This is a genomic window from Lysinibacillus sp. NPDC094403 (genome assembly GCF_050278745.1).
Lineage (GTDB): Bacteria > Bacillota > Bacilli > Bacillales_A > Planococcaceae > Lysinibacillus.
Genome location: NZ_JBNNTL010000001.1, coordinates 797,950 through 824,249, shown reverse-complemented (window position 1 = coordinate 824,249; position 26,300 = coordinate 797,950). Strand labels below are relative to the sequence as shown.

Annotated in this window: 29 protein-coding genes and 3 riboswitches; of the genes, 13 read left to right on the top strand and 16 right to left on the bottom strand. The window is 35.7% G+C overall.

Annotation, left to right across the window (positions count from 1 at the left end):
- Positions 1 to 10: 10 nt before the first annotated feature.
- The 4 genes from ACQKMV_RS03720 to ACQKMV_RS03705 all read right to left on the bottom strand — a co-directional run bounded on the left by ACQKMV_RS03720 (position 11) and on the right by ACQKMV_RS03705 (position 2,177).
- Positions 11 to 733: a gamma-glutamyl-gamma-aminobutyrate hydrolase family protein gene (locus tag ACQKMV_RS03720; RefSeq protein WP_427502408.1), complete on the bottom strand. Its 723-nt coding sequence runs from the start codon at positions 731 to 733 to the stop codon at positions 11 to 13.
- A gap of 100 nt (positions 734 to 833) precedes the next feature.
- Positions 834 to 1,586: a prepilin peptidase gene (locus ACQKMV_RS03715; protein ID WP_427502407.1), complete on the bottom strand. Its 753-nt coding sequence runs from the start codon at positions 1,584 to 1,586 to the stop codon at positions 834 to 836.
- Positions 1,587 to 1,646: 60 nt separating this feature from the next.
- Complete coding sequence (locus ACQKMV_RS03710) at positions 1,647 to 1,802, bottom strand: hypothetical protein (protein WP_427502406.1); 156 nt, start codon at positions 1,800 to 1,802, stop codon at positions 1,647 to 1,649.
- A gap of 111 nt (positions 1,803 to 1,913) precedes the next feature.
- Positions 1,914 to 2,177 carry a hypothetical protein gene (locus ACQKMV_RS03705; protein WP_427502405.1) on the bottom strand — a complete coding sequence of 88 codons (264 nt, stop codon included), beginning with the start codon at positions 2,175 to 2,177 and terminating at the stop codon, positions 1,914 to 1,916.
- A 313-nt stretch (positions 2,178 to 2,490) separates the two neighbouring features.
- Between ACQKMV_RS03705 and ACQKMV_RS03700 the strand changes: the two genes are divergently transcribed.
- The 4 genes from ACQKMV_RS03700 to ACQKMV_RS03685 all read left to right on the top strand — a co-directional run bounded on the left by ACQKMV_RS03700 (position 2,491) and on the right by ACQKMV_RS03685 (position 4,938).
- Positions 2,491 to 2,763 carry an autorepressor SdpR family transcription factor gene (locus ACQKMV_RS03700; RefSeq protein ID WP_427502404.1) on the top strand — a complete coding sequence of 91 codons (273 nt, stop codon included), beginning with the start codon at positions 2,491 to 2,493 and terminating at the stop codon, positions 2,761 to 2,763.
- Positions 2,763 to 3,386 carry an SdpI family protein gene (locus ACQKMV_RS03695; RefSeq protein WP_427502403.1) on the top strand — a complete coding sequence of 208 codons (624 nt, stop codon included), beginning with the start codon at positions 2,763 to 2,765 and terminating at the stop codon, positions 3,384 to 3,386. The genes ACQKMV_RS03700 and ACQKMV_RS03695 overlap by 1 nt, the downstream gene beginning before the upstream one ends.
- Before the next feature lie 297 nt (positions 3,387 to 3,683).
- A complete protein-coding gene (locus tag ACQKMV_RS03690) occupies positions 3,684 to 4,259 on the top strand; it encodes a hypothetical protein (protein ID WP_427502402.1) in 576 nt (191 codons plus the stop codon).
- Between the two features lie 457 nt (positions 4,260 to 4,716).
- Positions 4,717 to 4,938 carry a hypothetical protein gene (locus ACQKMV_RS03685; RefSeq protein ID WP_427502401.1) on the top strand — a complete coding sequence of 74 codons (222 nt, stop codon included), beginning with the start codon at positions 4,717 to 4,719 and terminating at the stop codon, positions 4,936 to 4,938.
- A gap of 633 nt (positions 4,939 to 5,571) precedes the next feature.
- On the opposite strand, the gene ACQKMV_RS03680 is transcribed toward ACQKMV_RS03685, so the two are convergent.
- Complete coding sequence (locus ACQKMV_RS03680; RefSeq protein WP_427502400.1) at positions 5,572 to 7,677, bottom strand: DUF2339 domain-containing protein; 2,106 nt, start codon at positions 7,675 to 7,677, stop codon at positions 5,572 to 5,574.
- Between the two features lie 93 nt (positions 7,678 to 7,770).
- Entirely contained in the window at positions 7,771 to 8,022 is a 252-nt protein-coding gene (locus ACQKMV_RS03675) for a phage holin (RefSeq protein ID WP_427502399.1), read from the bottom strand.
- Positions 8,023 to 8,102: 80 nt separating this feature from the next.
- Between ACQKMV_RS03675 and ACQKMV_RS03670 the strand changes: the two genes are divergently transcribed.
- Positions 8,103 to 8,357, top strand: coding sequence for a hypothetical protein (locus ACQKMV_RS03670; protein WP_427502398.1), 255 nt, complete (start codon positions 8,103 to 8,105; stop codon positions 8,355 to 8,357).
- Positions 8,358 to 8,567: 210 nt separating this feature from the next.
- Here the strand turns inward: ACQKMV_RS03670 and ACQKMV_RS03665 are convergent, their stop codons facing one another.
- Together ACQKMV_RS03665 and queF are read right to left on the bottom strand one after the other, a co-directional pair.
- Positions 8,568 to 9,203, bottom strand: coding sequence for a queuosine precursor transporter (locus ACQKMV_RS03665; protein WP_427502397.1), 636 nt, complete (start codon positions 9,201 to 9,203; stop codon positions 8,568 to 8,570).
- Entirely contained in the window at positions 9,203 to 9,703 is a 501-nt protein-coding gene (gene queF, locus ACQKMV_RS03660; protein WP_427423916.1) for a preQ(1) synthase, read from the bottom strand. The genes ACQKMV_RS03665 and queF overlap by 1 nt, the downstream gene beginning before the upstream one ends.
- 94 nt (positions 9,704 to 9,797) lie before the next feature.
- A riboswitch (PreQ1 riboswitch) is annotated at positions 9,798 to 9,844 on the bottom strand.
- A 130-nt stretch (positions 9,845 to 9,974) separates the two neighbouring features.
- Between queF and ACQKMV_RS03655 the strand changes: the two genes are divergently transcribed.
- From ACQKMV_RS03655 to ACQKMV_RS03645, 3 genes are read left to right on the top strand one after another with little or no spacing between them, the layout of a single operon-like run.
- Complete coding sequence (locus ACQKMV_RS03655) at positions 9,975 to 10,337, top strand: GntR family transcriptional regulator (RefSeq protein ID WP_427423915.1); 363 nt, start codon at positions 9,975 to 9,977, stop codon at positions 10,335 to 10,337.
- A 3-nt stretch (positions 10,338 to 10,340) separates the two neighbouring features.
- Positions 10,341 to 11,204: an ABC transporter ATP-binding protein gene (locus ACQKMV_RS03650; protein ID WP_427502396.1), complete on the top strand. Its 864-nt coding sequence runs from the start codon at positions 10,341 to 10,343 to the stop codon at positions 11,202 to 11,204.
- A complete protein-coding gene (locus ACQKMV_RS03645; RefSeq protein ID WP_427502395.1) occupies positions 11,204 to 11,881 on the top strand; it encodes a hypothetical protein in 678 nt (225 codons plus the stop codon). Before ACQKMV_RS03650 ends, ACQKMV_RS03645 begins: the two co-directional genes overlap by 1 nt.
- Before the next feature lie 326 nt (positions 11,882 to 12,207).
- On the opposite strand, the gene ACQKMV_RS03640 is transcribed toward ACQKMV_RS03645, so the two are convergent.
- Positions 12,208 to 12,765 (bottom strand): hypothetical protein, encoded by a 558-nt coding sequence (locus tag ACQKMV_RS03640; protein WP_427502394.1) that lies wholly within the window; start codon positions 12,763 to 12,765, stop codon positions 12,208 to 12,210.
- A gap of 145 nt (positions 12,766 to 12,910) precedes the next feature.
- Complete coding sequence (locus ACQKMV_RS03635) at positions 12,911 to 14,266, bottom strand: YjiH family protein (RefSeq protein ID WP_427502393.1); 1,356 nt, start codon at positions 14,264 to 14,266, stop codon at positions 12,911 to 12,913.
- 592 nt (positions 14,267 to 14,858) lie between these two features.
- Here ACQKMV_RS03635 and ACQKMV_RS03630 point away from each other — a divergent pair.
- Positions 14,859 to 15,293: a hypothetical protein gene (locus ACQKMV_RS03630; protein WP_427502392.1), complete on the top strand. Its 435-nt coding sequence runs from the start codon at positions 14,859 to 14,861 to the stop codon at positions 15,291 to 15,293.
- A 218-nt stretch (positions 15,294 to 15,511) separates the two neighbouring features.
- Here the strand turns inward: ACQKMV_RS03630 and glnA are convergent, their stop codons facing one another.
- The 3 genes from glnA to ACQKMV_RS03615 all read right to left on the bottom strand — a co-directional run bounded on the left by glnA (position 15,512) and on the right by ACQKMV_RS03615 (position 18,950).
- Positions 15,512 to 16,846: a type I glutamate--ammonia ligase gene (gene glnA / locus ACQKMV_RS03625; RefSeq protein WP_427502391.1), complete on the bottom strand. Its 1,335-nt coding sequence runs from the start codon at positions 16,844 to 16,846 to the stop codon at positions 15,512 to 15,514.
- 82 nt (positions 16,847 to 16,928) lie between these two features.
- On the bottom strand, positions 16,929 to 17,303 hold the full coding sequence (locus tag ACQKMV_RS03620) for a MerR family transcriptional regulator (protein WP_427423908.1): 375 nt from the start codon (positions 17,301 to 17,303) through the stop codon (positions 16,929 to 16,931).
- 396 nt (positions 17,304 to 17,699) lie between these two features.
- Entirely contained in the window at positions 17,700 to 18,950 is a 1,251-nt protein-coding gene (locus ACQKMV_RS03615) for an aminotransferase class I/II-fold pyridoxal phosphate-dependent enzyme (protein WP_427502390.1), read from the bottom strand.
- A 274-nt stretch (positions 18,951 to 19,224) separates the two neighbouring features.
- Between ACQKMV_RS03615 and ACQKMV_RS03610 the strand changes: the two genes are divergently transcribed.
- A complete protein-coding gene (locus ACQKMV_RS03610; protein ID WP_427502389.1) occupies positions 19,225 to 19,830 on the top strand; it encodes a trimeric intracellular cation channel family protein in 606 nt (201 codons plus the stop codon).
- A gap of 148 nt (positions 19,831 to 19,978) precedes the next feature.
- Here the strand turns inward: ACQKMV_RS03610 and cobT are convergent, their stop codons facing one another.
- Positions 19,979 to 21,034: a nicotinate-nucleotide--dimethylbenzimidazole phosphoribosyltransferase gene (cobT, locus tag ACQKMV_RS03605; protein ID WP_427502388.1), complete on the bottom strand. Its 1,056-nt coding sequence runs from the start codon at positions 21,032 to 21,034 to the stop codon at positions 19,979 to 19,981.
- 115 nt (positions 21,035 to 21,149) lie between these two features.
- Positions 21,150 to 21,326, bottom strand: a riboswitch (cobalamin riboswitch).
- 919 nt (positions 21,327 to 22,245) lie between these two features.
- Positions 22,246 to 22,344: riboswitch (purine riboswitch) on the top strand.
- Positions 22,345 to 22,410: 66 nt separating this feature from the next.
- Here cobT and add point away from each other — a divergent pair.
- Positions 22,411 to 23,412, top strand: a complete 1,002-nt coding sequence (add, locus tag ACQKMV_RS03600) for an adenosine deaminase (protein ID WP_427502387.1) — start codon at positions 22,411 to 22,413, stop codon at positions 23,410 to 23,412.
- Between the two features lie 190 nt (positions 23,413 to 23,602).
- Here add and ACQKMV_RS03595 read toward each other — a convergent pair whose 3' ends face one another.
- A complete protein-coding gene (locus ACQKMV_RS03595; protein WP_427502501.1) occupies positions 23,603 to 23,917 on the bottom strand; it encodes an EamA family transporter in 315 nt (104 codons plus the stop codon).
- 61 nt (positions 23,918 to 23,978) lie between these two features.
- Entirely contained in the window at positions 23,979 to 25,121 is a 1,143-nt protein-coding gene (locus ACQKMV_RS03590; RefSeq protein ID WP_427502386.1) for an erythromycin esterase family protein, read from the bottom strand.
- A 136-nt stretch (positions 25,122 to 25,257) separates the two neighbouring features.
- Here ACQKMV_RS03590 and ACQKMV_RS03585 point away from each other — a divergent pair, with 136 nt between their 5' ends.
- Both ACQKMV_RS03585 and ACQKMV_RS03580 read left to right on the top strand, forming a co-directional pair.
- Positions 25,258 to 25,389 carry a hypothetical protein gene (locus ACQKMV_RS03585; protein ID WP_427502385.1) on the top strand — a complete coding sequence of 44 codons (132 nt, stop codon included), beginning with the start codon at positions 25,258 to 25,260 and terminating at the stop codon, positions 25,387 to 25,389.
- A gap of 18 nt (positions 25,390 to 25,407) precedes the next feature.
- A complete protein-coding gene (locus ACQKMV_RS03580) occupies positions 25,408 to 26,187 on the top strand; it encodes a DUF4085 family protein (RefSeq protein WP_427502384.1) in 780 nt (259 codons plus the stop codon).
- Positions 26,188 to 26,300 lie beyond the last annotated feature (113 nt).

Genomic DNA, 26,300 nt, shown 5'->3' with positions numbered 1-26,300 from the left:
TTCTAAAGATTCATGCCCCTACCTTGAACTTCAAACTTGCCTGTACAAATGAAGTAAATAATCTCTTTGATACTTCATCTCCGGCAATGGCTAGCTCTTCAGGATGCCACTGTACTGCTAAACAAAATGGTAGATCTTCGTGTACTACCGCTTCAACGATACCATCACTTGATTTTGCTACCACTTTCAATTTTTCTGCTACTACGTTTATTGCCTGATGATGAAATGAATTCACAGCAATTTTTTCTTCTTCAATAATCGTTTTTAATAATGTATTAGGTGTTAGATTAACATGATGTGTAGTAACGCCTCGTGCCGCTTGTTGCATGTGCTTTATTAATTTTCGACTATGGTACTCGCTTTCAATATCCTGATAGACTGTGCCTCCAAACGCAACATTTAGTATTTGGAGCCCTCGACAGATTCCGAGAATTGGCATTTTCCGAATACTGGCCGATTTGATTAACGCAAGCTCAACCGAATCCCTTTCTGGATGAAGCTTCCCTAATTTTGGAGTAGGTTCTGCATCAAAGAGGAATGGATGTACATCATAGCCACCCGATAGTAATAACCCGTCCGTCAACGATAAAATTTGTGCTACATCCTTTTCCACTCCAAGCGGAATTATAAGTGGAACACCACCAGCTTCAATTATACTTTTGCTATACGCAGCATTTAATCTTGAGGACAAATCATCCTCTGCAAAAGCCGTTATACCGATAATCGGTTTCATCTTAACCCCTCCATGATCTACAAGATTTATCCCGCAATAAACTACCTGTAAAGCCTGGTTAGTGAAGACTATTAATCATTGAAGGATCCCCACTGATTAATCACCAAAATCTGAGATACCAATTCATCAACGCATCCCCATAGAAATAAACTATAACAGCTGCTAGAGCAATTGATGGTCCGAATGGTATAGGAATTTTTCTTCCCTGCCTCCTTACCTTTAACACAACTATCCCAACAATCATGCCAATCACGGCGGCTATAAATAGCGTCAGAATTGCATGTATTGTCCCGAGTATGAGACCAAGTAAAAAGAATAATTTAATATCGCCACCACCCATTCCACCTCTTGATAGAACAGCTATACAATATAATATGCCAAAACCTACGACAGCACCTACTATACTATCCCACCATGGAGACAAAGGGGATATCACGCGTCCAAAAACTAGCAATGGTAAAAAGAATAATAGTACCTTATCTGGAATAAGCATATACGCAAAATCCGATACAACAATAATGACTAATAATGAAATTAATAATAGCGCTACAAAAAATTCTGCACTAAAGCCTAATTTCCAATAAGAAAAGGCAAATAATACACCTGTTATAAGTTCCATCAATGGATAAATCCAAGAAATTTTTTGTCCACAGCTACGGCATTTTCCACCTAAAAATAAATAAGACAAAACAGGCACCAAATCAAGCGGCGTCAACTGTCTCTTACAAGAAGTGCAATGCGAGGGTGGACGCATAATGGACTCCTTCAAAGGCACACGTAAGCCAACTACATTAAAAAATGAGCCTAGAACGAGCCCAAAAATAAATACTGTAATTGTATAAGCAATTTCCATTTTTATGTCCTCCTATACTAATAGACGCCCATACATTTGAAGTATGCGCGCTTTTGTCCTTCATAATAGAATGTTGTTGTTATTTGTATAGTAGCTTTTAAAGTTAAATTGGCGTCCTTCTCTAATTGATCCACGTGTCCCTGTTACTTCTTCTGTCTCAGCTAAATCTAAAACAACTTTTTCAATCGCTCTTGTTTCCAGTAGTTTTTGTCTCATCGCTAAAAGATTTGAGGTAGGTACTCTTTACTTTTCATCTAACTTAACTAGTTGCCCTTGCTATTTGTTGTTGAAGTTGCTTCACATCGCTTTCTTTCGATTAGACTTCATTCATTTTAGGTAATATAAAGCAAATAAAATAGCAGCTATTAAAGCTATTAATAGCATAATAGATGATTTTTTACTACTTGTTAATTTATTTTCGAGCACTACCTCCTGTAGTTTCCCAGTCCATTTCACTACCTGTTCTTTTATAATTTCAAAAAGTGCTACCTCATCAATAATTGTCGCATTTTCAACGATGCCCGCCGCAAGAGGATATTCATATCCCTCCTGACTAGGCTCTGGTCCTTTCGCCAGTAATCGGAGATACAAATATATTAATTAAAGAAAATAAGTTATTAGAACAATGATAAAGGTTGTTTTCTTAAAGATTGTTGCTATTGAACTCCCATGAAAGAACTTAATCCCATCTTTCATTTTCTGTGGTGAAGAGCTTATTTCCGCGCTTCATGGATGGCTAACGGTGCAGGATAGTTGAACAAGGAATTATTGTAACGATTTTCTTAGTATCAGATAAGTAATTCAGCAAAATACTTTACGATATTTACTTACGAGTATTTATGTGATATCTTACATATAGTTATATAGCTATATGTTAATGTATTTGGGAAAGGGGAGTTGATTTTTGTTTGATGTGTATAAAGCGATATCAGATCCAACTCGAAGGAGAATTTTGGATCTCTTAAAAGAAGAGGATTTGACTGTTGGTCAAATCACAGAGCATTTTAGAATTTCGCAACCGAGTATATCTCAACATTTGGCTATTTTAAAAAATTGTGGACTAATTGAATCCTCTAAACATGGAAAATATATTATTTATTCATTAAATATGACGATTTTTCAAGAACTTTTAGGATGGGTAATAAAATTTAGTAATGAAAAGGAGAATGATAACTAATGAGACATGTATGGGCATTACTTATTTCTTTTATTTCTGTTCTACTTTTATGGTTTTTTTCGTATGAATATTTACCAATTGAAGTACCAATGCATTATACGAACGGAACTGTAGATAGATATGAAGAAAAATTTTTTGTGATGAGTATTTTCTTTGTATTTAGCTTTATTCTTTTATTAATAACTTACCTTTTCCTTCTTTTTGATAACAAGAATACAAACAAACAAAAAATAAATACTCCTATAACGATTTTTATGATTATTTTTACTTTTTCTATAAATGTTCTATTTTTAATTAATGTAAAAGACGAATCCTTAAAAACAGAAAAATTCCTTTTTGTTCTGATTGGGTTATTCCTAATATTAATTGGAAACTATTCACCAAGGATAAAGAAGAAAAATTTATTTATCGGCATTCGAACTTCAGCTACTCTTAATGATGATACGACATGGAAAAAAACACAGAGATTTGGTGGTATTATATTGGTTATATTGGGAATTTTAATTGCCTTTACTTCTTTGCTTCCCATTCATTTAGCTATTATAATTTCGATTATTCTAATACCTATAGGAATAATAGTTATACATATTTATGCAAATCGAATTGAGAAAAGTATATCCTAAATTATGTAATGGATTGAAATTGTTGATTAGCGAAAAACCTTCAAAATATAGAATAGAAAAGTTACTAATCCATATGAGGAAATTAGTAAATAATCATCCACTACTTTTTACGAATATCCAAGAATTTGTGAAGAAATATACTTCTACTAACGGGTAGCTTTACTTGAAGATCATTGAGCTGTTTTAGACAGCTCTTTTTTCTTATTGTACTAACGGTCAGGTAACACAAAAAGGTTTAAACTATTATGTTAAGAAATATATATTATAGTCTTTGATATATTGTGGAGGTGGTCTAATTTGAAATTTTCATATGTAAATATTAAAAGTGGTAATGCAACCTGTGTTTTAGAGATTAACGAGCAAAAATTTGAGTTTTATCCTACTTTTCATTCAGATGCTCTCGGAGACTTTGTTTCATATTTAGCATCAATACATCCATTATGCAAATTAAGTTGGAAAGAAGGTGCTTTTCATAAAATCAATGGAGGTATTGAGTGGCATACTGGTCCTTATTTATTGCGTTGGGAATTTAAGCGAGATATTGAAGACATAGAAATTATCATTACAGAAGTTCAAAATCCTATTGTAGATAGAAAAAGGAATCCTAATTTGCCTAAAACGGTATTAAAGACGAAATGCAACTTTGATGAATTTGTACTATGTGTAGTAAAAGAATTGGACCGAATTATTAAACAAAGGGGAATTTTAGGATACCGTCAAGAATGGCAAATTTCCACATTTCCAGTCGATGGATTTCTTGCTTTGAAATATGCTTGTCTTTATAAAAAACCTTTCGAAATTACAAAGAAGGACAGTGGCACATCACTTGATGAGGAACTTAATTTGTTGAATAAAAATATTGATGAAATGTAGAGTTAGAAAAGTTTGTGAAGAATTGTTCTTAAACAAACGGGGTGCTTTACTTGAAGATCATTGAGCTGTTTTAGACAGCTCTTTTTTCTTATTGTACTAACGGTGCAGTTTACTTTAAGAAGCATATTATTTAAAACCACGATATAATTCTTATCCATAAAGACATTCACCGCCCCAAAATGTATAATATAGTTAATTGAACTTTTTGGCAATTTCCCCTCGTATATTCAGGTGGCACAGGAATAGTGCTCAATTAAGCTTCTCTCAACAATAAAAGATAAAGTGGCAGTTGTTATAAAGGAAATGTTTACGAGCCTTAAAGGATTTCAAATCGTACAACAAACATTGATTTTATGTGTGATTTTTCTAGACTTTAGTTACGGGATCGTTGAAGGACCTAATAAAGAGAAATAAACAGAAATGAATATGCTTTACTGTATTATAAGGTGGTGTATCAATGAGAAATGTAAAGGACGCTGCGACCATTGCTTTGACTATTATGATTATCAAGTTATTATTCAGACTGATTCCTCCTCATACGAGGTTCGATAGCCTCTTTGAAAAAGGCATCTGGGTTGGACTCGGAATTATTTTAACTGCTTACTTAATTTTATTTGTGATTGTTTACCTAATACTTGTAGTAAAAAGAAGGCATAACAAGAAGGATGTAGAACTTTAACTTTTACATATTTAACACAATAATAGTAGGCAAAAGATAATTTTATAGGTATTGAAGAAAAATAAGATGAAGAAGCCGTTATGCAATAAACTGGGCGCTTTAGTTGAATAAGATAGACAAACCAGAAGCAACAATCTTTGAGAAAACAGCCTTATATAAAGAGGGAGAATTGTTTAAAAACAGCAAAGCCAGTTAGTTAGCTATTGCTGTTTTTTATACTTAAATCTATAGCGTTAGCTCTTTCAAACCTCTAAATCATCTTCTGGTAGATAATCTTGAGAACGCATAAAACCTTTTAACCTTAATATCAAATATTTTAAGATAACCTCTTGAATCCTTGATACGACGGGGTTTTAGGTTATTTTTTTGTCTTTTTTTATTACAAGAAAACTTAAACTAACAAGAACTTTAGTTGAAGAAGCGTCGCTGTTCTTATTAAACTCCCATGAAAGAACTTAATCATCTTTCATTTTCTGTGATGTAGCGCTGGTTTTTGCGCTACATGGATGGCTAACGGGTAGCTTTAATTAAATATTCGATTTACGAAATATCAAACATAAAAACAGCAACAATCTTTAAGAAAACAGCATAATAAAAAAGAGATTCCAACACTACATTGGAATCTCTCTTCTATTATTTCCGCAACAACCTTCCCGACAACAGCAATCCAATTCCACCGATCGTGATAAACAGGACTGCTCGTATTAATAAGTCTAGTGCTGACAAATCAAAGAATATAAGCTTAATAAACCCAATAACTAAAATGACAAAACCTGTTATGCGTAATATTCGTAAATTACGCACGGTGCTAAGCCATAGAGAAATACTTGCTGTCAAGAATAATGTAATCGTTGAGAAGGCAATGCTTAGCTTCCAATCAAGTAAACCGTTGTAGGTAAGATGGGATATGAGACCCAAAACGGATATCATCGTTAGTACAACGCCTGCACTTACAATTATGTCAAGAAGCTTCTCTATTTGCTCTTGATAGATTTGATAAATGCGTCCCTTCATCAGTAAATCAATCATAATTGCTAAGATAACAGCAATGTACACGATTCTTGTCAATATATTTAACCAATCGACACCCTGCATATTGTACGGAATAGCTTCAAGCATTAGTGTGAAGAGAATGAAAAATACACTAAGGACTGGCGTTAGTACACGCCCTTTATATTTTGTTGGCACTAAAAGTGATCCCGCGAAAAGTAAAGCGAGGATGATACACATTAGATGCGGAATATTACCAGCACCTGCAAAGTATGTTACATCAAGCTTTCCGGTATAGGCTAAGAAATAACCAGTCGTTATTACTGCTAAAAAGTCAATCACATATAGATCCTTCATTAACTTTTCAAATACAGTCAGAGTCTCTTTTGGACGTCTTGCGTATAGATAAATAATCAGGAGATATATTCCTGGCATTATCAAGCTAACATGATCTATGCTGAAAAATGGTGTCGGCTCATGAATTATAAAGCTTAACGAGAGTATAATCATAAATGAAAATGAGCTGACAACCTTCAACAAACTTGCTCGCAAACGTAAACTCATCATAACGCCTGCAAAGGTGATGAACGGGATTAGCAAATTATCCACTCTCTCTGGTAAATTCATAACTAGTAGCGTATTACATAGTGTAATAAATGCGAGTGTTACGGCACTATCAAATGCCTCCTGCCATTTTTGCTTATAACCATAACCCGCTAAAGCTGCAAACAAGCAAACTAATATGAGTAATAGTGCTTCACTATAATCAATTGGACTAATGATAAAGTTTAAGAGCAATAAACTAAATGCTCCTAGGCTGAATTGAAGTCCAACATGAATATATTTCAATTTCGAATCTGCATTATATAAACGGCACCAACTCGTGTAAAAAATAGTTAGAACAACAAGGAAACCTATTGCAAAAACAACTCGATTGTCGTGGTTCATAAACGCTATAATGCTGACAGCTAACACTGAGAAAAATGTGGCAATATAGAGAGCCAATTTCTGCTTGTGTTGATGAATCACAAATTGTAGCATCGTAAATAGTACGACCACATAGATTAAGATAATAATAGGACTTAGATTCATATATTCTAGTAAATAAGGTAGTAATAACGAGGTAAACGCTATAAATATTGTTAGCCCTTCATTTTTCTTCAAATAGCTAATAGCAATACCGTACCCGATATAAACAGCGGCAATTACAAGTGCCATCGTTAAACCGATGATTTCATACAATATCGCACTAGCAGCTGTTGTTAATATCCCGACAATAAATGCCCCGCCGTATAAAGAAATCGTTATGGCTGATGACCCTATTTTCCTACGCTCCAATACATAAGCTATTGCGGCTAAAGCAAGCGATAATGCATAGGCGAGGATGATTTTAACCTCGTTCGATAAATAGCCGTAATCACTCACGAGCTTAAGACCCCAAAGCACCCCCATCACTAAAATAACCATAAATAATTTTGGAAGTGCCCACATAATACGCTCCTCAAACGTTCGCTGTGGTTGCACCTTTTTTTCTGGAGCTGGCATTGTTTTGGGCTTTGGTTTTAAATTTGAATTCGACTTTGAATTTTGCACTGGTTTCGGCGCAAATTGATCAACCATGGGCTTCTTGACACTCAATGTACTTGGTTTTTCAACAGATTGTTGACGCTTTAAGCCTTCTAATTCATGCCGTAAATCCATCATTTCCTGCTCAAGCTTGGCAATCCTCTGCTCCATTTCAAGCGACATTCAATCATCCTCCCCGCTATATCAATTTTTTAACATTATAACATATATATTCTTATTGTAAAATTACACTTTTTATTTATTTTCACCCCTGGTTTATCTAGGTCTTCGATACATTAAAGCACGTTGACTATCACTGGTGCCCGATGTAGTTGGATCTATAACAACCCCTATTAAAACGAAAATTGATAATACGGTATTTACGATGCTCATTGTCTGTTCACTTATTGCACTCGTTAAATCATAACCAAAAATAGCTGCTACTTGCTGTGCGAGTAATAAAATCAACGAAAATAGAGCAATTAAGAATGGTTTATGCTGAAAACGGATCATCCAGTTAATTTTCATATATTCTCACCTCCCCCCTTCTCATCCACAGTATATGCTCCGCCGTAACATGGCACATATGCAAAAATGGAGCTATAAACGTGGAAAAAGTGAGGTGCTTAGCTGGTATTTTTTATGGCATTTTAGCATTTGTTAGAATTGCGCCAAAGCTAAAAATCATTAATTTAGTAAATCAATATTCATTCGGGATGTTTTTGATTCATTGGCTTGTTCAGGAATATCTAGTCCCATATACAGCACAAATACCTTCAATCGTTCTTCAAGTACTTAAGCTATTTCTACCGAACTTGGTTGTCTGTATTTTCAATATAAAAAATTTCGTTCTTGCCTTATAGTGCTCATCTAATTGATAAGGCACACAGCAAAAAGCCATCTCAGTATTGAGATGGCTCAAATTTTAGGAAAAATAGCAGTTCAGATATTTGGAAATATTATATATTTTAGACGAAGGTAATCTCTGTTCCAAACTACCCGAAAAGTGCCAAGTCCCAGTTTTGCAGAAGAGGCATACTTTATTTCATTGATTTTCAACACTTCGAACCACCTCAGTAATGAGATGGTTCAAAGCCTTTACGTTTATCAAATCTTCGCGCAACGAAAACTAGCCCGTAAACAAGTGGTGTTGCTACAATGGACGCAAAAAATTTAAACAAATACTGTGTTATAAATAATGTCAGTAACACTTTCATTGGCATTATTCCATAAAAGGCTATCGTAATAAATAATGCCGTATCGATGAGTTGACTTAACATCGTAGACACATTGTTTCGAAGCCATAGCTTACCGTTTCCATGCTTTTCTTTGAATTTACTAAATATCACTACATCCAAATTAACACTGACCGAATAGGCTACAAGACTCGCAATAATGACACGCATACTGCCACCTAGAATTGTCTCAAACTCCTGCTGATGAGTAAAGGCTTGTGCAGGTGGTAGTGCAATGGCAATAGCGATAAAGCATGCTGCAAACACTTGTGCCATAAGTCCTGTTCTTACTGTACGACTGCCCGCTTCCTTGCCATATACCTCACAAATTACATCAATAAGAGGATAAGTAAAAATAATTAAAATCGCCGCAGCTGGAAGTATCATCCATCCACCTATACTAAACACTTTAACTGCTAAAACATTTGCTAAAATTAAAAAGCCTACAAACAGTCCATTTAAATAGTAAAGCATCAGCGATTATCCACCTTTTCAGGATACATATCATGGTTCATCAAACGATGCTCCGCCATTTTTTCATATTTTGTGCCTGGGCGACCATAGTTACACCAAGGATCTATGGACAAGCCACCACGCGGCGTAAACTTGCCCCATACTTCAATATAGCGCGGCTCGATCAGCTTTATTAAATCATTCATGATGATGTTAACACAATCCTCATGGAAGTCTCCGTGATTACGGAAGCTAAATAAATAGAGCTTTAATGATTTACTCTCTACTAGCTTTTTATCTGGAATAAAAGAAATATACATTGTCGCAAAGTCAGGCTGCCCTGTCATTGGACAAAGACTTGTAAATTCTGGGCAATTAAATTTCACAAAAAAATCGTTTTCAGTATGCAAATTATCAACCGCTTCAAGTATTTCTGGTGAATATTCAAATAAATACTTTGTATTTTGGTTACCAAGTAGTGTTAAATCCTGTAAGCCTTGTTCTTCATTTCTTCCTGTCATAAAAATGCCTCCTCAAGTTGTGAGAAGTCCATTACGCATTAAATCTAAAAAAAAATCGCCATATCCGCATTTTTGGGATATGGCGTAAATGACGTCATCCATAGTTTTTTATAGAGGGTATGCGCTATGAACCTCTTTCATATTCGCTTGCTATCTTAACTTAATGAATGCATTCAGTCAACTAAAATTTTTTATATAAAAAATTGACAAAAAAAACCTTATGTTATATGGTTAGTTACATAAGTAATTAACCGATTGACTAAGGAGGTGGATAGCGATTCATTCTTTAAATAATGAAAAACCCATTTTCCAGCAAATTCGTGAACGAATAGAGGATGCAATTCTAGATGGACAGCTACAACCCGAAGATCGCATTCCTTCTACAAATGAATTTGCAAAAGAATATCAAATTAATCCTGCAACAGCTGGAAAGGGTGTGAACGAATTAGTGGACAAAGGTGTAATTTATAAAAAACGCGGCGTGGGCATGTTTGTCAGTACTGATGCGCGCGGGATATTAATTGCAGAGCGTAAGGAAACCTTTTTCCAACAACATATAGAGCCATTGAAGAAAGAAGCAATACGATTAGGTATTTCAGATGTAGAATTACAAAATATGTTACAAAGGGGTTAACGTATGAAAATTGAAGTGAAAAATGTTAGTAAATCATATAGACATAAAGAAGCTTTAAAAAATATCTCTTTTACAATTGAAGGACCTAAAATCATTGGATTTTTGGGTCATAATGGCGCTGGTAAAACAACATTCTTAAATTTATTATCAGGACTCATCTCTACAACCAATGGGAACATTTCTGTCAATGGAGAGAATGTTTTCAATGTACCTTTAACTTTACGTGATATTTGCTTTGTTGCAGAGAGTGGAAACTTTCAAGAGGAGATGACAATTGCACAAACGTTAAAGGCTAATAGCTTCTTTTACCCAAAATGGGATGGCGATCTTGCTATGGAGCTACTGGAAGTCTTTGCTCTAAATCCAAAAGATAAGGTTCGCAGTTTATCAAAAGGAATGGTGTCTGCATTAGGCATTATTACAGGCTTTGCGAGTAATGCAGGGATTACGATCTTTGATGAGCCTTATATCGGACTTGATGTAGCTGCCCGAAATACTTTTTATGATTTATTAATTGAACAACAAACCGAAAATCCAAGACTTTTTATTTTGTCTACACATTTAATTGATGAGGCAAGTGAGCTATTTGAGGAAATACTTATTTTACACGAGGGACAATTACTGCTTCAGAAAACAACGGAGGAATGGCATGAGCATATTGTTGCAGTTAAAGGTGGTCCTGCTGATGTTGAACAGGCAATTAATGGTCTAAAGACTATTTATAAGCATACGTTTATGCAGGAGTTAACTGCAATTGTCTACGCTAATGGTCAATCCATCAACGGGCAGAATATTAAGCTTGAACGTGTTTCATTACAAGAAATGTTGGTGTATTTAAGTAAACAGCGGAAAGCGAGGACTATTTAATGAAAATAATAAAGGGTTGCTTTTATGTATTATTTCAAAGTTATAAAAAACAAATTATGACGTTTTGGTGCATATTATTTTCGATCATCCTATTGTCTGTATTCTTAAGTAAATTCTTTGGGCAAAATATTTCCATTGCCATCTCCGTTTCTATACCTGTTTATATCTTTTACGGTATAATGGCGGCAAAGCTACTAAATAAAACCTTGCCCTATTTTTTAAAACTGGGTTTAAGTCGCTTACAATATATGTTCAATGTAGGACTCTTTTTCATCTCGTGGAGCTTAATAGGTTCCTTCATAAGTACTTGTACACAAAAAATAATCCCTTACGTTTCTAACCTATTCATTATCCATCCTATTTTACTAATTGATAATTCTCCATCATTTTTGCGAATGATGACATTAGATACTGTTTTACTGCTCTTCTTCCTAACATCTGGTCTTTTATTGAATGTTGTCTTTTATCGCTTAGGAACTCTTGGCGGTTACAGTTTTATAGGGTTACTCGGCTTAATTCCGATTGTTACAATCATTTTCAAGTGGTATTCTCCTTTGTTTGACCTACTATCAAATATATCTACCTTTGCTCTATTAAGTAGTTTATTAGTTTTTAGTGCTTTCCTCTACTCTATCATAACAATGGCGATTCGAAATGCTTCTGTCAATCCAGCATAATTCTAGAGGCTATTCGGAATACTTTCAAAAAGAAAATGATGCCAAGCCCTCAATCAATTATGCCTCGGCATAATTGCGTCCAGAATCGGCTTTGTGCTTAGGCCTGCGTGAGGGCCGACACGATGTCGGTCATTTCGGTAATGCCACAGGACGTGGCGTTTTTTCCGATGCAGGTCAGTTAGCCGTTATCACATGGATGCGATGATTTTAGGCTAACATCCTTTATTAACTCCTTTCCGATTCCGTGACATCCGCCAGAGGCTTTAACTTCTTTCAGCGGGGTTTGAACACCCGCTGAAAGAAGTTAAAGGTCTTGGCATTTTTTATTAACTACGCTCATCTTCTTGCGTTGTATAGTCAATAGAGTTAGCAATGTCGACTAAAACTTCAGGTGTCACTTTATCCGAAACCCTTTTATCAATCCACAGCATATATTGCCAATCTCCTCTTTCAAAAGAAAGTACATTGAATCCTGAGATTTCCATATAGATTGAAGTCGTTCCATTTTTCAAGTCGAATGTCTTTACTATATTTCCCTTTTTAGATGGGAACTTAAACTGAATAGGTCGAACTGTTATTTTATAATGATGCTCAGGAAGTTGATTATTAATAAATGTAACTTCAAAAAAATCGTTCATATCACCATCTAGATTATTAAACCGACCAAAATGATGTGTAAAACTAATAGGAGGTACTCGAAGTGGTAGCTTTAGCCCTTGATGATAGTGCCGTTCAAAATCGTAGGCAGCTGTTTCAACCGTTTTATAGCCTATCTCAGGATAGATTTCTTCATAAGGACTGAGCGAATCATTTATATAGGCATCACTTGGTTGAGAAAATAACAAATAACAGGAACTTAAGCAGAGAGAAAAAATTCTGTCCATTTTATCACCTCAGTATCACTTTAAGTGTAGTTTTTCCCAACTCAATGAATTTATGTGTCAACTATTATTTATTCTTTTTTATCATTAAGAGTGAATTTAAAAAAAGCAATTGTTCGCACTAAATTCGAACAATTGCCTTATAAGTCTAAAAAAGTAAATGTGCAACTATTGCTGCGATTGGTAGTGAAATAATCGTACGCATTAAGAAAATAACAACTAGATCTAAAAATTTCAGTGGAATTTTTGTACCTAAAATAAGTCCACCGACTTCAGACATATAGATAAGCTGTGTAACAGAAACGACAGCAATCACAAATCGAGTAGTGTCAGCTTCAATTCCTGCTCCTAAAATTGAAGGTAAAAACATGTCAGCAAAGCCAACAACCATTGTTTGCGCTGCCTCAGCTGCTTCTGGTAAACCAAGCACTGTTAAAATAGGTTCAAACGGCTTTCCTAAAACTGCAAAAATATTAGTAAATTCAGCAAGCATTAAAGCAACCGTACCAAATGCCATAACAACCGGCGCTACACCAACCCATAAATCCAAAACATTTCTAATTCCATCTTTCAGAAATTGACGTGGGTCACGATTTGCATGCGCAACGGCTAAAGCATTTTCTAAGCCATGTGACACAGAATTATAACCTTCTGGTAATTCCTCACGCGATAAATCTACTGGTGTACCGTCGATATAAGTATCTTCTTTGTTAGCAAGCGGGAAAATTCGTGGCATAACTACCGCTAACACAAGACCACAAAGCACAACCGTTAAGTAATATGGAATAAAATAGCGTGACAAATGCACTGTATCTAATACTACGATACAGAATGTGATAGATACTACAGAGAAACTAGTTGCAATAATGGCAGACTCTTTTTTCGTGTAGTTCCCCATTTCATATTGCTTACTCGTCATAAGAACACCAATTGTTCCATCACCAACCCACGATGTAAGTGCATCAACCGATGAACGACCAGGGCTTTTAAAGAGCGGACGCATGATTTTTACCATCATCGTTCCGAAAAATTCAAGTAATCCGAAGTTTGTTAAAAATGGTAATAGTATTCCAGCAAATAAGAAAATCGTAAATAAAAATGTTACTAAACCACCGTCTGGGTTCATTAATAATCCACCAGTATTTTTATTATTAATCGCCGATGGTCCAAAATCAAAGACAACCATTGAGGCAAATACTAAACCGATGACTCTAATAATTGTCCAAAACCAATTTACATAAAATAATGTATATAAAATACTAGGCTCTTTTGTATTATTTCGTGGAATTAATTTGGCAATAAGTGATCCAATTGCCGAAATCGCAAACATAATTATAGTAAAATAACTAATAACCGGAGCAACAAAACCTGCTAGTAAACTTGCTAAAATAGCAATTGGAACTTTCCATCCATCTTCCGTTAAGACTGGTGTCATAAATAATAGGACACCAATAAGAGACGGAATTATGAAGAAAAAGTATGTAGAAGTAGGGTGTTTTTTCATAATTTAAAGCCTCATTTCTCTTGGTTTTTTCGAAGTTTTATACATCAAGCTTGTTAGTTATGTCCTTTAAAACCGCCAAGAAATGTATATCTGTACTTTAATCAGTGGGAATTTCTTTATTCTGCGAGATAAAGATAGAAAACGGATCAAATAAAAAAACACCCCTCTAAAAAGTAATAAAGGAATGCCCAAACACTACTTTTTTATAATTAACATCCGCAAAGCAAAATTTCTATTCATTAAATCATAGCTATAAAAATATCGTAAACCAACAATACATCGGTTAATTCTACAGCAAAATGAATTTTTATTCAATCTAAAAAAAATTGTTATTGTTAGTATTCTCTTCTAATTATCCGCATTTCTTCTTTGTATCATTACCTTTAAGACAAACGTAACTGCCGTTTCACTTACGTTACAAAAACACTTACTGAAAGAAGTTAAAGTTTAGTTAAACTCTACATTAAATCATACCTATTTTGATTGCCTAAGAGATTTAACCAGCCCTTAATAGGCATACAAATAGACCATACTGTCTTTCATCTCATATGTTAATTATGAACCACAACTTATCAAAACAGGAGGTTTTACCATGCATAGACGTATGCATCATCATCACCATGAAGGTCCACATTGTTGTCCACCACAAACATGCCCAACTCAATTTGATCCACCACATTTTTTACCGCCAGAGGAATTTGTTCGCACTAATTATATCCATACGGTCGTACCTCATGTACAACCAGCACATATTAAAACAGTTAACAAACATATAATTGATCATCAATATCATTTCCCTTGCACTGAGTGTGTAGTGGATGAATGTTGCGAAACTCATACACTTTGCGAGATGCCACCTGAGCCGTGCCATATGCCACATCACCATATGGGACACCATCACATGGGCCATCATCATATGGGTCATCATATGGGCCATCATATGGGTCACCATATGGGCCATCATATGTGCGATCCTATGGGTCATCATATGGGCCATCACATGGGCCATCATCATATGGGCTATTAATAGAAGAAAGCGATGGGGCTTTATGTCTTCCCTATCGCTTTCTTACTATTAGTGTAGATTAGAATCTCGTCATTAGTCCATTCTTGAATTGATACAAAGTTATGGGTCGATAAGATATTCTAATCCAGCAGCTCCAAATACTTTTAATGCATAACGCCCATTCGGTAATAGGGGCACACAAAAAAGCGTTGGAGCCTCACAGCTCCAACGCTTTTAAATTAGTACATTTTTAAATATTGATCGCGTTCCCATTGGTGTACTGTTGTACGATACATGTCAAACTCGATTTCTTTTGCCTCTTTAAAGTTTGCATAGATATGCTCACCTAAAGCTGATTGAGCTACTTCGTCCTGAGCAAGTAATGCTAAAGCATCGTCAAGTGCTGGTGGTAAGTTTGCGATACCATTCGCTTTACGCTCTTCATCAGACATTACGTAGATGTTACGGTTAATAGCAGCTGGTGGTGTTAAGTTGTGACGAATACCTTCAAGACCAGCTTCTAAAATAACAGCCATTGCTAAATATGGATTAGCAGATGGATCCACAGAACGTACTTCTACACGAGTTGAAAGACCACGTGCTGAAGGGATACGGATAAGTGGTGAACGATTTTGAGCTGACCATGCTACATAACATGGAGCTTCATAACCCGGTACAAGACGTTTATAAGAGTTAACTGTTGGGTTTGTCACAGCTGTGAAGCCTTGAACGTGAGCAAGGACACCTGCCATGAATTGCATTGCTGTTTCAGAAAGACCTAGTTCAGTAGATTCATCGTAGAATGCATTCTCTTTACCTTTAAATAATGAAACGTTGAAGTGCATACCAGAGCCAGCTTCACCGAATAATGGTTTTGGCATAAATGTAGCATGTAGACCGTGTTTACGAGCAATTGTTTTAACAACTAATTTGAACGTTTGGATATTGTCACAAGCTGTAATTGCGTCTGCATATTTAAAGTCAATTTCGTGTTGGCCAGGAGCTACCTCATGGTGAGATGCTTCAATTTCGAAGCCCATTTCTTCTAGTTCTAAAACGATATCACGACGGCAGTTTTCGCCAAGATCAGTTGGTGCTAAGTCGAAGTAACCACCGTGGTCGTTTACTTCTAATGTCGGTTCACCTTTTGCATCTAATTTAAATAAGAAGAATTCTGGCTCAGGTCCTAAATTGAAGCTTGAGAAGCCCATTTCTTCCATTTTCTTAAGGATACGTTTTAAATTGTTTCGTGGGTCACCAGCAAACGGCTCGCCTTTAGCAGTGTATACATCACAGATGAAACGTGCTACTTTCCCTTTTTCAGAAGTCCAAGGGAACACTACGAAAGAATCTAAGTCAGGATGTAAATACATATCTGATTCTTCAATACGTACGAAGCCTTCAATGGATGAGCCATCAAACATCATTTTGTTTTCTAGAGCTTTGTCTAATTGGCTTACAGGAATCTCAACATTTTTGATTGTGCCAAGAATATCCGTAAATTGTAGACGAATAAAGCTTACGTTTTTTTCTTCGATTAGACGTTTAATGTCCTCTTTTGTGTATTTACCCACAGTTTTCCACACTCCTATTAATTGTCTAGCTTATATCATTACCCTACCCTATTAATAAAGCAATTAACGATGTTACCTTTTATTAATAGAATCGAGATAAATCCCCACGACGGATGGATGATTTTTGCATGCGCTGCGCTTGACGCATTTCCTCTCGCATAACGCGACGTAATTCTTTGTCACTTAAATCTGGTTCATCTGTTGAAACAGGTTCATTCTTTTTAGCGAACAGCTTTTTAATTTTTGCCATGTTCATGCCCTGTTCCAAGTAATCTTTAATTTCCAACAATGTATCGACGTCATTTAATGAAAACATTCGACGATTGCCTTCTGTTCGGTGCGGCTCAATTAAATGGTGTTCTTCATAATAACGAATCTGACGTGCCGAAAGCTCGGTCAATTGCATTACAATATTCATAGATAATAACGGCATAGTTCGTCTAATTTCACGACTCATTTAATTCCCCTCCAATACCTGCTAATAATATAACGAAAAATTCACACTGTCAACCACTCATGTGAGGTTTCCTGACACGGAATAAAATATTTTTTTGAAATGATGAAAAATTGTAAAAAACTAAACTTAATATCCTAACATGTGGTTGATTTCTGTTCCGACTTTGCGTTTTCCTAGGGGCGTCGGGGCAACAAATGTTTTCTGTGCTTCTTCATTCAGTAGGTGTTAGCCCCACTGAAAGGGAACCACATCAGCATTCATTTCACCACCTTCAGAGGTAGGAGTCTTCTATTGAATGAAGATACATGGCATACGCTTTAACAAATGTCATCTTCATCTTTTCGTCCATAAATAAAAAACTATTCAAAATGGAAGTTTTGAATAGTTTTTCGTTACCTATTTTTGGATTTTTTGAACAGCACTACAAATAGCAAATTTTACGTGCTCATATGTTAATCCACCTTGAATAAATGCTGTAAATGGCGGACGAATAGGACCGTCTGCTGTAAGCTCAATACTTGAACCTTGAATAAAAGTTCCAGCTGCCATGATGACATCATCCTCATAGCCAGGCATGTACGCTGGCTCCGGTGCGTAATGCGCATTAATTGGTGAGTTTGCTTGAATTTCACGACAAAAAGCAATCATTTGTTCCGCGGTTTGGAAAGAAACCGATTGAATTAAATCCGTACGATTAGCATCATACCTTGGTGATGTATTCATACCAATCTCTCCTAGCATAGCAGCTGTGAAAATGGCACCTTTTAATGCTTGAGATACAACATGTGGTGCAAGGAAAAATCCTTGATAGAAATCACCAAGCGTGTTTAATGTTGCTCCTGCTTCAGCACCAATACCTGGTGATGTCATACGATAAGCACATTTCTCAACTAAATCTGCACGACCCGCAATATAACCACCAATTTTCGCTAAGCCTCCACCAGGATTTTTAATGAGCGAACCTGCCATTAAATCAGCCCCAACCTCGATCGGTTCCTGTGCCTCAACAAATTCACCGTAGCAATTATCAACAAAAATAACTGCATCTGGTGCTAATTCACGGATTTTTGCACACATTTCTGCAATTTGTGAAAGGGTAAAGGACGGGCGTGTTGCATAGCCCTTCGAACGTTGTATAGCAATCATTTTAGTGTTTGGTGTAATTGCAGCTGCCACACCTTCCCAATCGATTTCTTGATTATTGATTAAATCCACATGGCTATAACCGATTTTATAATCTTTTAATGAGCCAGTATCCTTATCGCCACCATCGACTATTGATTGCAATGTATCATACGGCTGACCCGAAATATAAAGTAATTCATCACCAGGACGTAGTACTCCGAATAAGCTAAGTGTGATTGCATGTGTACCAGAAATAATTTGTGGACGTACAATGGCAGCCTCCGCTCCAAAGACCTCTGCATAAACGCGTTCTAGATTGTCACGCCCCTCATCATCATAGCCATAACCATTAGACGGGTGCAGATGATAATCACTTACTTGGTGCTTTCGAAACGCAGCAAGCACTTTTTGTTGATTGAAGAACGCCATGTCTTCTACCTTCGCATGAAAAAGGCGTACCTTCTCTTCTATTTTAGCAGCTAATGCTATTGTTTCTTCAGTTAAATTGGTTGTAAAAGTCATTATATTCTTCTCCATTTCACATTTGTTCAAATCTTATCTTAACAATTTGTGAGCTTACCTGCAAAACTTGCTATTGTTTCTAATTACATTATGCGCTAAGCTAAATTTCGGACTAAATCTAGTATGTCCTACTATAATAGAATACTTAGTATCTGATAATTCGTTCGATGCTTTTCTTTGCAAAACTTTTAGATACAAAAAGGTAACTTTAAAGTTTTCTAGTATGTAATCTACTACAACATGAAATGATTTATTCACATAAGGGGTGAAAGGGTTGGCTTGGGAGGTTTTTAGTATCATCGGAACAATTGCCTTCGCTATTTCCGGGGCAATAATTGCAATGGAGGAAGAATACGATTTATTCGGTGTATATATACTCGGTATCGTAACTGCTTTCGGTGGTGGAGCTATACGAAACTTACTTATAGGTTTACCTGTAACAACACTGTGGGGGCAAGATATGATGTTCCAAATTGCTATTGCAGCAATTACAATTTTTTTCATTTTTCCACATCGACTCATTCAGCATTGGCATCGCTGGGGCAATTTCACTGATGCTATTGGATTATCAGCATTCGCGATTCAGGGTGCCCTATATGCTGTGAAGCTCGATATGCCTATTAGTGCGGTTATTGTTGCTGCTGTCTTAACAGGATCAGGTGGTGGAATTGTTCGTGATTTATTAGCTAGACGACAACCATTAGTCCTCCGTGATGAAGTCTATGGTGTTTGGGCAGCATTAGCCGGGCTAATCGTTGGACTTCAACTATTTTCCGGGGATATCTTTTTATATGTATTATTTGGCGTGATCACAGTACTAAGAATACTTTCATATACGAAGAGATGGCGATTACCGTTGCGGAAGTTACATCGAGCATAGCTTGTTTCCTTACATCGCTGCATAATAACAAGCCCAAATATCAATTATTTGGGCTTGTTTTGTTGTTTTGATTATTTATATTTAATTCCTTATTCATCACAACAGCGTGCAACCATAAGCACCTAAGAATATGTGAAGGTTAATAAAATTACTTTTCTAACAGCAACATAGATTCTTCTAATGTAGCCATATTTTTCATCATGGAGCATGCTGCGTCCAAAATAGGAAATGCTAAAGCGGCACCAGAGCCCTCTCCCAATCGCATATTCATATGCAGCATTGGTTCTACCCCAAGCATTTCGGCTGCAATTTTTGCACCTGGTTCTTCAGAGACATGAGAAGGAATGATATAGTCTTTTACTTTTGGTTCGAGTTCATATGCAATAAGGGCAGCGATGGTAGAAATAAAGCCATCAATAACAACAGGTTTGCGATGTGCGGCAGCAGCAAGTATCACTCCAGCCATAGCACCTATTTCTAACCCACCAACTTTCGCAAGAATATCAATAGCATCATGACGATTTGGTTTGTTTAATGTAATGGCATTGTGAATGACATCGACTTTATGTTCTATCCCTCCTGGTCCAACTCCTGCGCCGAAGCCCGTCACTTCATTCGGATGACACTCACGTAGAACCGATAATATGGCAGCACTCGGTGTTGTATTACCGATACCCATTTCACCTGTCCCGAGTACATTTATCCCATTTTTAATTTCTTCCGTAGCTACTTCAATTCCTACTTCAATAGATTGAACGGCTTCTTCCCTTGACATAGCAGGACCTTTTGCCATATTGTCCGTGCCATATTTAATTTTTTTTATGATAACACCGGCATCATGTGGAATATCCTCTTTTACACCAACGTCTACTGTGACAATTTTTGCATCTGTGATTTTTGCGATAGCACAGACACCAGTTCCTCCTCTAGGAAAATTTAATGTTTGAAAGACCGTCACATTTTGTGGATTAGATGTCACCCCTTCATCACAAACACCATGATCTGCTGCACAGACAATTACCGCCTTATTATCAATCGCAGGAAATAGGTCTCCTGTAATTCCGGATAGTTGCACAGCAAAGGCCTCCAGTTTCCCCAAGCTGCTAGGAGGCTTGCAAAGTCCATCTATACGTTCTCTTGCCTTCTCCATCATTTTGTTGTCAGCACTTTGAATGTTTTGAATCGTCTGTTGTAATAATTGCATGAAAATTTCCCCTTTCTTTTTTGCCCCTTGTTACTTGAAGAATGATTTAGAGAAAAAAATAAAAAGCCTGTAGTTTATTCCATAACAAATAAACTACAGACTTTTCCATCGTCTATATAATCGAAGCAGATAGGCAGGTCTCCTGGCTCAATTTCAACATTTCATAGAACCTTCCCAGAACGATGCTAGTGGCATTCTCTATGAAACTCCCTTTTACAGTGGTGGGACCGCTAAAGCTTTTCACTTTATTCCCTATTCTCCCGCAATGGGCACCTAATGCTTTTATGCAATTACTTTAAATCTACGACAAAGTGGTTTTTGTGTCAATATATTAGTGAAATTGTATATTTCTTTTCAACGTTTCTGAGTTACATATAGATTCTGAACTTACGTACATTGATAATCACCATTAATTTTAAAGATCTTCTGACAAAGAGAATTTTGGATATCAATCACTTCAATCATTCCTATATCTTAAATTTTTTTAAGTACTATTTCGTGCACTCCACACATTCTTGAAAGCATTAGAAAAATTACACATACAATTTAAATGCAAATTTATCCAAATAACTCAACAAGCAACAGCGGCTAGATAAGCAAACTATAGTATGAACATTCAGAAAAAAATGTTAGTATTAATTTGTAAAACATATCATATAATGTACTTTTTAAGTTAACTACAATTGTGCGTTAGGTGGTGTTATGTTGAAGAAAGACATAAAAAAAGACAAGATAAAAGTGATTTCTGTTTTTGGTATAGGTTCTATTTTAGTTTTATTGGTTCCTTTTCTCTTTAATTGTTTTTTATAGTATGTCAGTAAGCAAAAATACATGATTCAATTTACTCAATTAAAGAATATAATGGTTATTTTTTAAAACAAGCAATAACTCCACCGATACAAGCTGCACAAAGTGGTACTATTCCAGTTCCACTCACAAGCTCCGATGCAAGTTGCTGCTACAATTCTTGCCACAACTAGGTCAACAAGAAAGGAAGATGTGGTTTATAATATTGTGAATGAGTTCACTTAAACTAATGAGGGCGATTGTCCAATTAGAGCAATCGCTTTTTGTGCTACCGAAGCAGATTTGTTGAAAAAGGTGAATGGAATTTTTCGGTAGAATATTCTTTTAGAATAAACACAATGATTTATAGGTGTTAGGGACCATGTTGACAATCCGAAATTTTTTTATTATCATATTAAAAATCGTTAATGAATTCAATAATATTTCGTATAACCCCAATAATATGGTTTGGGGGTCTCTACCAGGAACCGAAATTCCTGATTACGAAGAAAGTACAATACTTGTATTTTCTTTGTGGTCAGGAATTTTTTTGTATTTTAAATCTAATAATTTATTTCAGGAGGTCAAAAATGAACTTTTTAGCATTGCCAAAAATTGAACTACACTGTCATTTGGACGGAAGCCTTAGGGCTGAAACTATTATCGATATTGCACAGAAGGAAGGCATTCAGTTACCCACTTTTGATAAGGATGAACTACAAAAGGAGCTGATTGCTCCGTTAGAATGCGAATCCCTTGATGAGTATTTAAAAAGATTTTTTCTCCCTAATATAGTAATGCAGTCTAAGGAGAACTTAAGAAGAATTACTTTTGAGCTATTTGAGAATGCAACAATGGAAAATGTGAAATATTTAGAAGTCAGATTTGCCCCGTTACTTCACATATTACAAGGTCTTGGCGTTGAAGAAGTTATTCAAGCTGTTATAGATGGGATGAGAGACGCTGAAAGCTGTTTCGAAATAAAGGGAAATATAATCCTGTCCTGCATGAGGACGATGTCTGTAGAAAGTGCATTCGAGGTGGTTGAAAAGGGGAAAAAGTTCCTTGGAAAAGGTGTAGTGGCAATTGACCTATGTGCATCCGAAGAAGAAGGCTTTTGTGAAAAATTCGTAGATCCAATCGCTTTAGCCAAAGAATATGGCTACAGAGTCACTATTCATGCCGGTGAAACAGGAATTGGTAAAAACGTTCTAGAGGCTGTTGAACTGTTGGGTGCTGAAAGAATAGGACACGGAGTATTTATTAAAGATTGTGCCGAGGCTTATAAGATTGTTAAAGAAAGACAGGTAGTTCTTGAAATGTGTCCAACAAGTAATGTCCAAACGAAAGCTGTTCATCATTATTCTGAACATCCGATTTATAAGTTTCATAAAGATGGAATAAAAGTGACATTTAATACGGATAACAGAACCGTATCAAATACTACAATGGCAAAAGAAATCCATTTAGTTAACAATGAATTTAATCTAAGCGAGGAAGATTATCGACAAATTTATTTAAATAGTGTAGAAGCATCCTTTGCCGACCAAGAAACTAAAGAATGGTGCTTGGCACAATTTAAAGAAGAATAGACTTTGCAACAAATTATGCAGAATATATTCACAAACATTTTCCCAAAATCGAAGAAAATACGATAAATAAAATGTTTTCTTCAAAAGAGTATGAAATATTAAAACGGACTTTAGAGGATAAAACTATTTCCATTCCCCTTTACTAAAAGCTCCCTAATGCCAAAAAGGCTTTCGGGAGCTTGCTGTCCGTTTATTGCTGTGATATTAACTTTGTTTTATCTATTTCACTCAGAAATGTTGCACCGAGTAAAAGGATAGCGCCTAGTATTTGTAGGGTCGCCATTTTTTCACCTATAATCATCGTCGAAATCACTAATGATGTCAGTGGATCAATATAGCTTAAAATAGCTATACTTTGCCCTTTTAGATGACGCATTCCCAAAAAGAACAAATAGAAGCCGATCCCAGCATGTACAATGCCCAATGCTATAAGTAAACTAATTGATTTTATATCGATTTGCATTACTTGGAACCCATTAGTCCCCAAAAGGTAAAGAGCAAGGATTAACGCTGCTAAATCAACTAATAATCAGTGGGGATGAAGAAAGTCCCCACTGATTAAAGTTTCACTTTATATAATTTGGCTTACTTACTTTATCAATTAGTAGAATGCCATCATATTGATCGCGTGGAACTAGACTTTCCTCCATGATTCCCCAGCTATATGATAAGCGTGGCTCAAACATCCATGAGTTCCCTACTTCATTTTGACGGTTGCGTAAGTCGATAAATGTGTAAGGTTCATTTGTCGATGAAAGAATATCCTCGATTGATCCTTTTATTGGCGGTAAGACAGCCATTGGTTCGCGTAGATTGTTTGCAGTTTCACCACCAGCCATATAAAGACCAAGGACATAGCTATATTTTTTGTAGATATCTGGTAGACGTTCACCCATTAATTTTACAGAATCAGGGGAACCCTTTACTTCGGATTGTGCTTTACGAATATGGTCATTATGTGCCCAGACTATAAACTTTTCAGTTGGATAAACCTCTTCCGCTAACCAAAGTAGGTTTTCCATCATCGCTTGATCACGCCATTCTATTGTCTTTAAATAAGAATCATATTTATCTTGTTCAAGTTCAATAATTGTTTTAATTGTTAATTCTACATATTCCTCCGCAAAACGGATACGGTCAGCAAAAGTACGTTCCATAAGCTTTACAATATGAGGCTCGCTCGGATAAGCCTCTTCTAACTCTTTTTCTTTAAGCGATACTTGTGATTTTACTTGTTTATATACTGCGATAATGCTTGGTTTTACCTTTTGATAGCCCTTTATATCATTACTGTAGCTCCACTCTGTAAGTTGCTTCTCTGCTTCACCGAACTGTTTAGCAAGCTGACTATTTTGTAGCCAGTCTCCGTTCGTAAATGAACCTTGCAGTTGAATATCAAAGCCTGCTAATTTTAATGGTTTATCTGTATTTTGTGTTTTTTTACTATATTCAAATAACGGCAGTGTTTCTTTTGCCCACCATACGGGAAAAATAGCATCCTTCATCGTTTGTTGCGCTGTTTGTTTATCAATTTGACCTTGGGCATTCATGGCATTCCCCAAACCACTTTCAAAGGCAAGAACGTTGTAGCCCATTTCTTGGTGTAAAAATTGAATAATACGCGTTTTTGCTAGATTTAATTCAGCCACACCATGAGAACTTTCCCCTAAAAAAACGATGCGCTTATCATGTAATAAAGGCTTAAGCATCTCTAAATCTTCAAATTTATTAGCTGGTATTTTTTGTTTGCCAACTGTTTCAGGTTGAATGGATGTTAAGCTGTAAGAATGGTCGTTTGTCCACTTTTTCCAATCTTGAAGTGTTTCATTGGATGTGCGAGCTTGTTTGACTTCTAATTTGTTATCTAAAGCTACACGTTCTTCTACTGTTGGAACTGCTGCTGATGCATTTGATACTCCGTTAAACGTAACAAAGCTTGTTAGAGCAATACTTAATGAAAATAGATTATCTATTTAGAGAGACGAGGGTAAAAAAATGAAATATTTTACTAAAGAATGGCATGAATTGTGTCAAAAAAATAATATCCATCTGCATTTAGAGGAAGAAAAGCAAGCTGAAACATTCTCAGAAGAATATTTTCAACAGCTTTACCACATTGAATTAAATAGTTGGCTTATTGTACAAGAAGAAGCTAATTTAATATTAAAATCTAACGAAACAGCAAACAGAGATGTTGATAATAATAACTATGAACCTTTTAATAAAGAAAAGGGAATAGAACAATTTCATGATATTTTCATACATAATCTTAGGTATTTAAAAAAGCAATTACCAGAAACAATAGTAAAACAAATTGCAGATATAAGGGTGTTTACTTTAGATAAGGCAACTCGCAATGTAATAAATGCTGTAACTCAATTTTGCGAGGAAAATGACGGAATTGTAACCACAGTAATTGAAGATTACAAAAGATATATAAAAGAAAACTCAACATTACTGGATATAGAAATTGATGGGGATTTTAGCTTCCATGATTGCAAAATTATAAAATCAATTAAGAACGATAAATCCTTAAAATTACTCCTTGATAATAAAGGGAGTTATACAAATATAGATGAGGTCATATTTGAAAATTTTAATATTATCAAACAGGATGATTTGTTAGAAGATTCATGGTGGCTGTATGAGGAAATATATAAAGTAAATGACAATTATGAATTTCACGTCTTGCTACAAAATAAAACGATGGATTTAATTGATTTTATTATATCAGCTGAACAAATTTCCTTTATAAGTAGTAAAAATAATCTTTGATAGTAAACTGAGGTGTTTTTTGTATTAAGTCGAAGCGAAGATATTTAAAAAATAAAGAGAAGCCTTATTAAGCTAACGGGTGCTTAGTTAAGTGGAGCAAAGTCTTAAAAGAC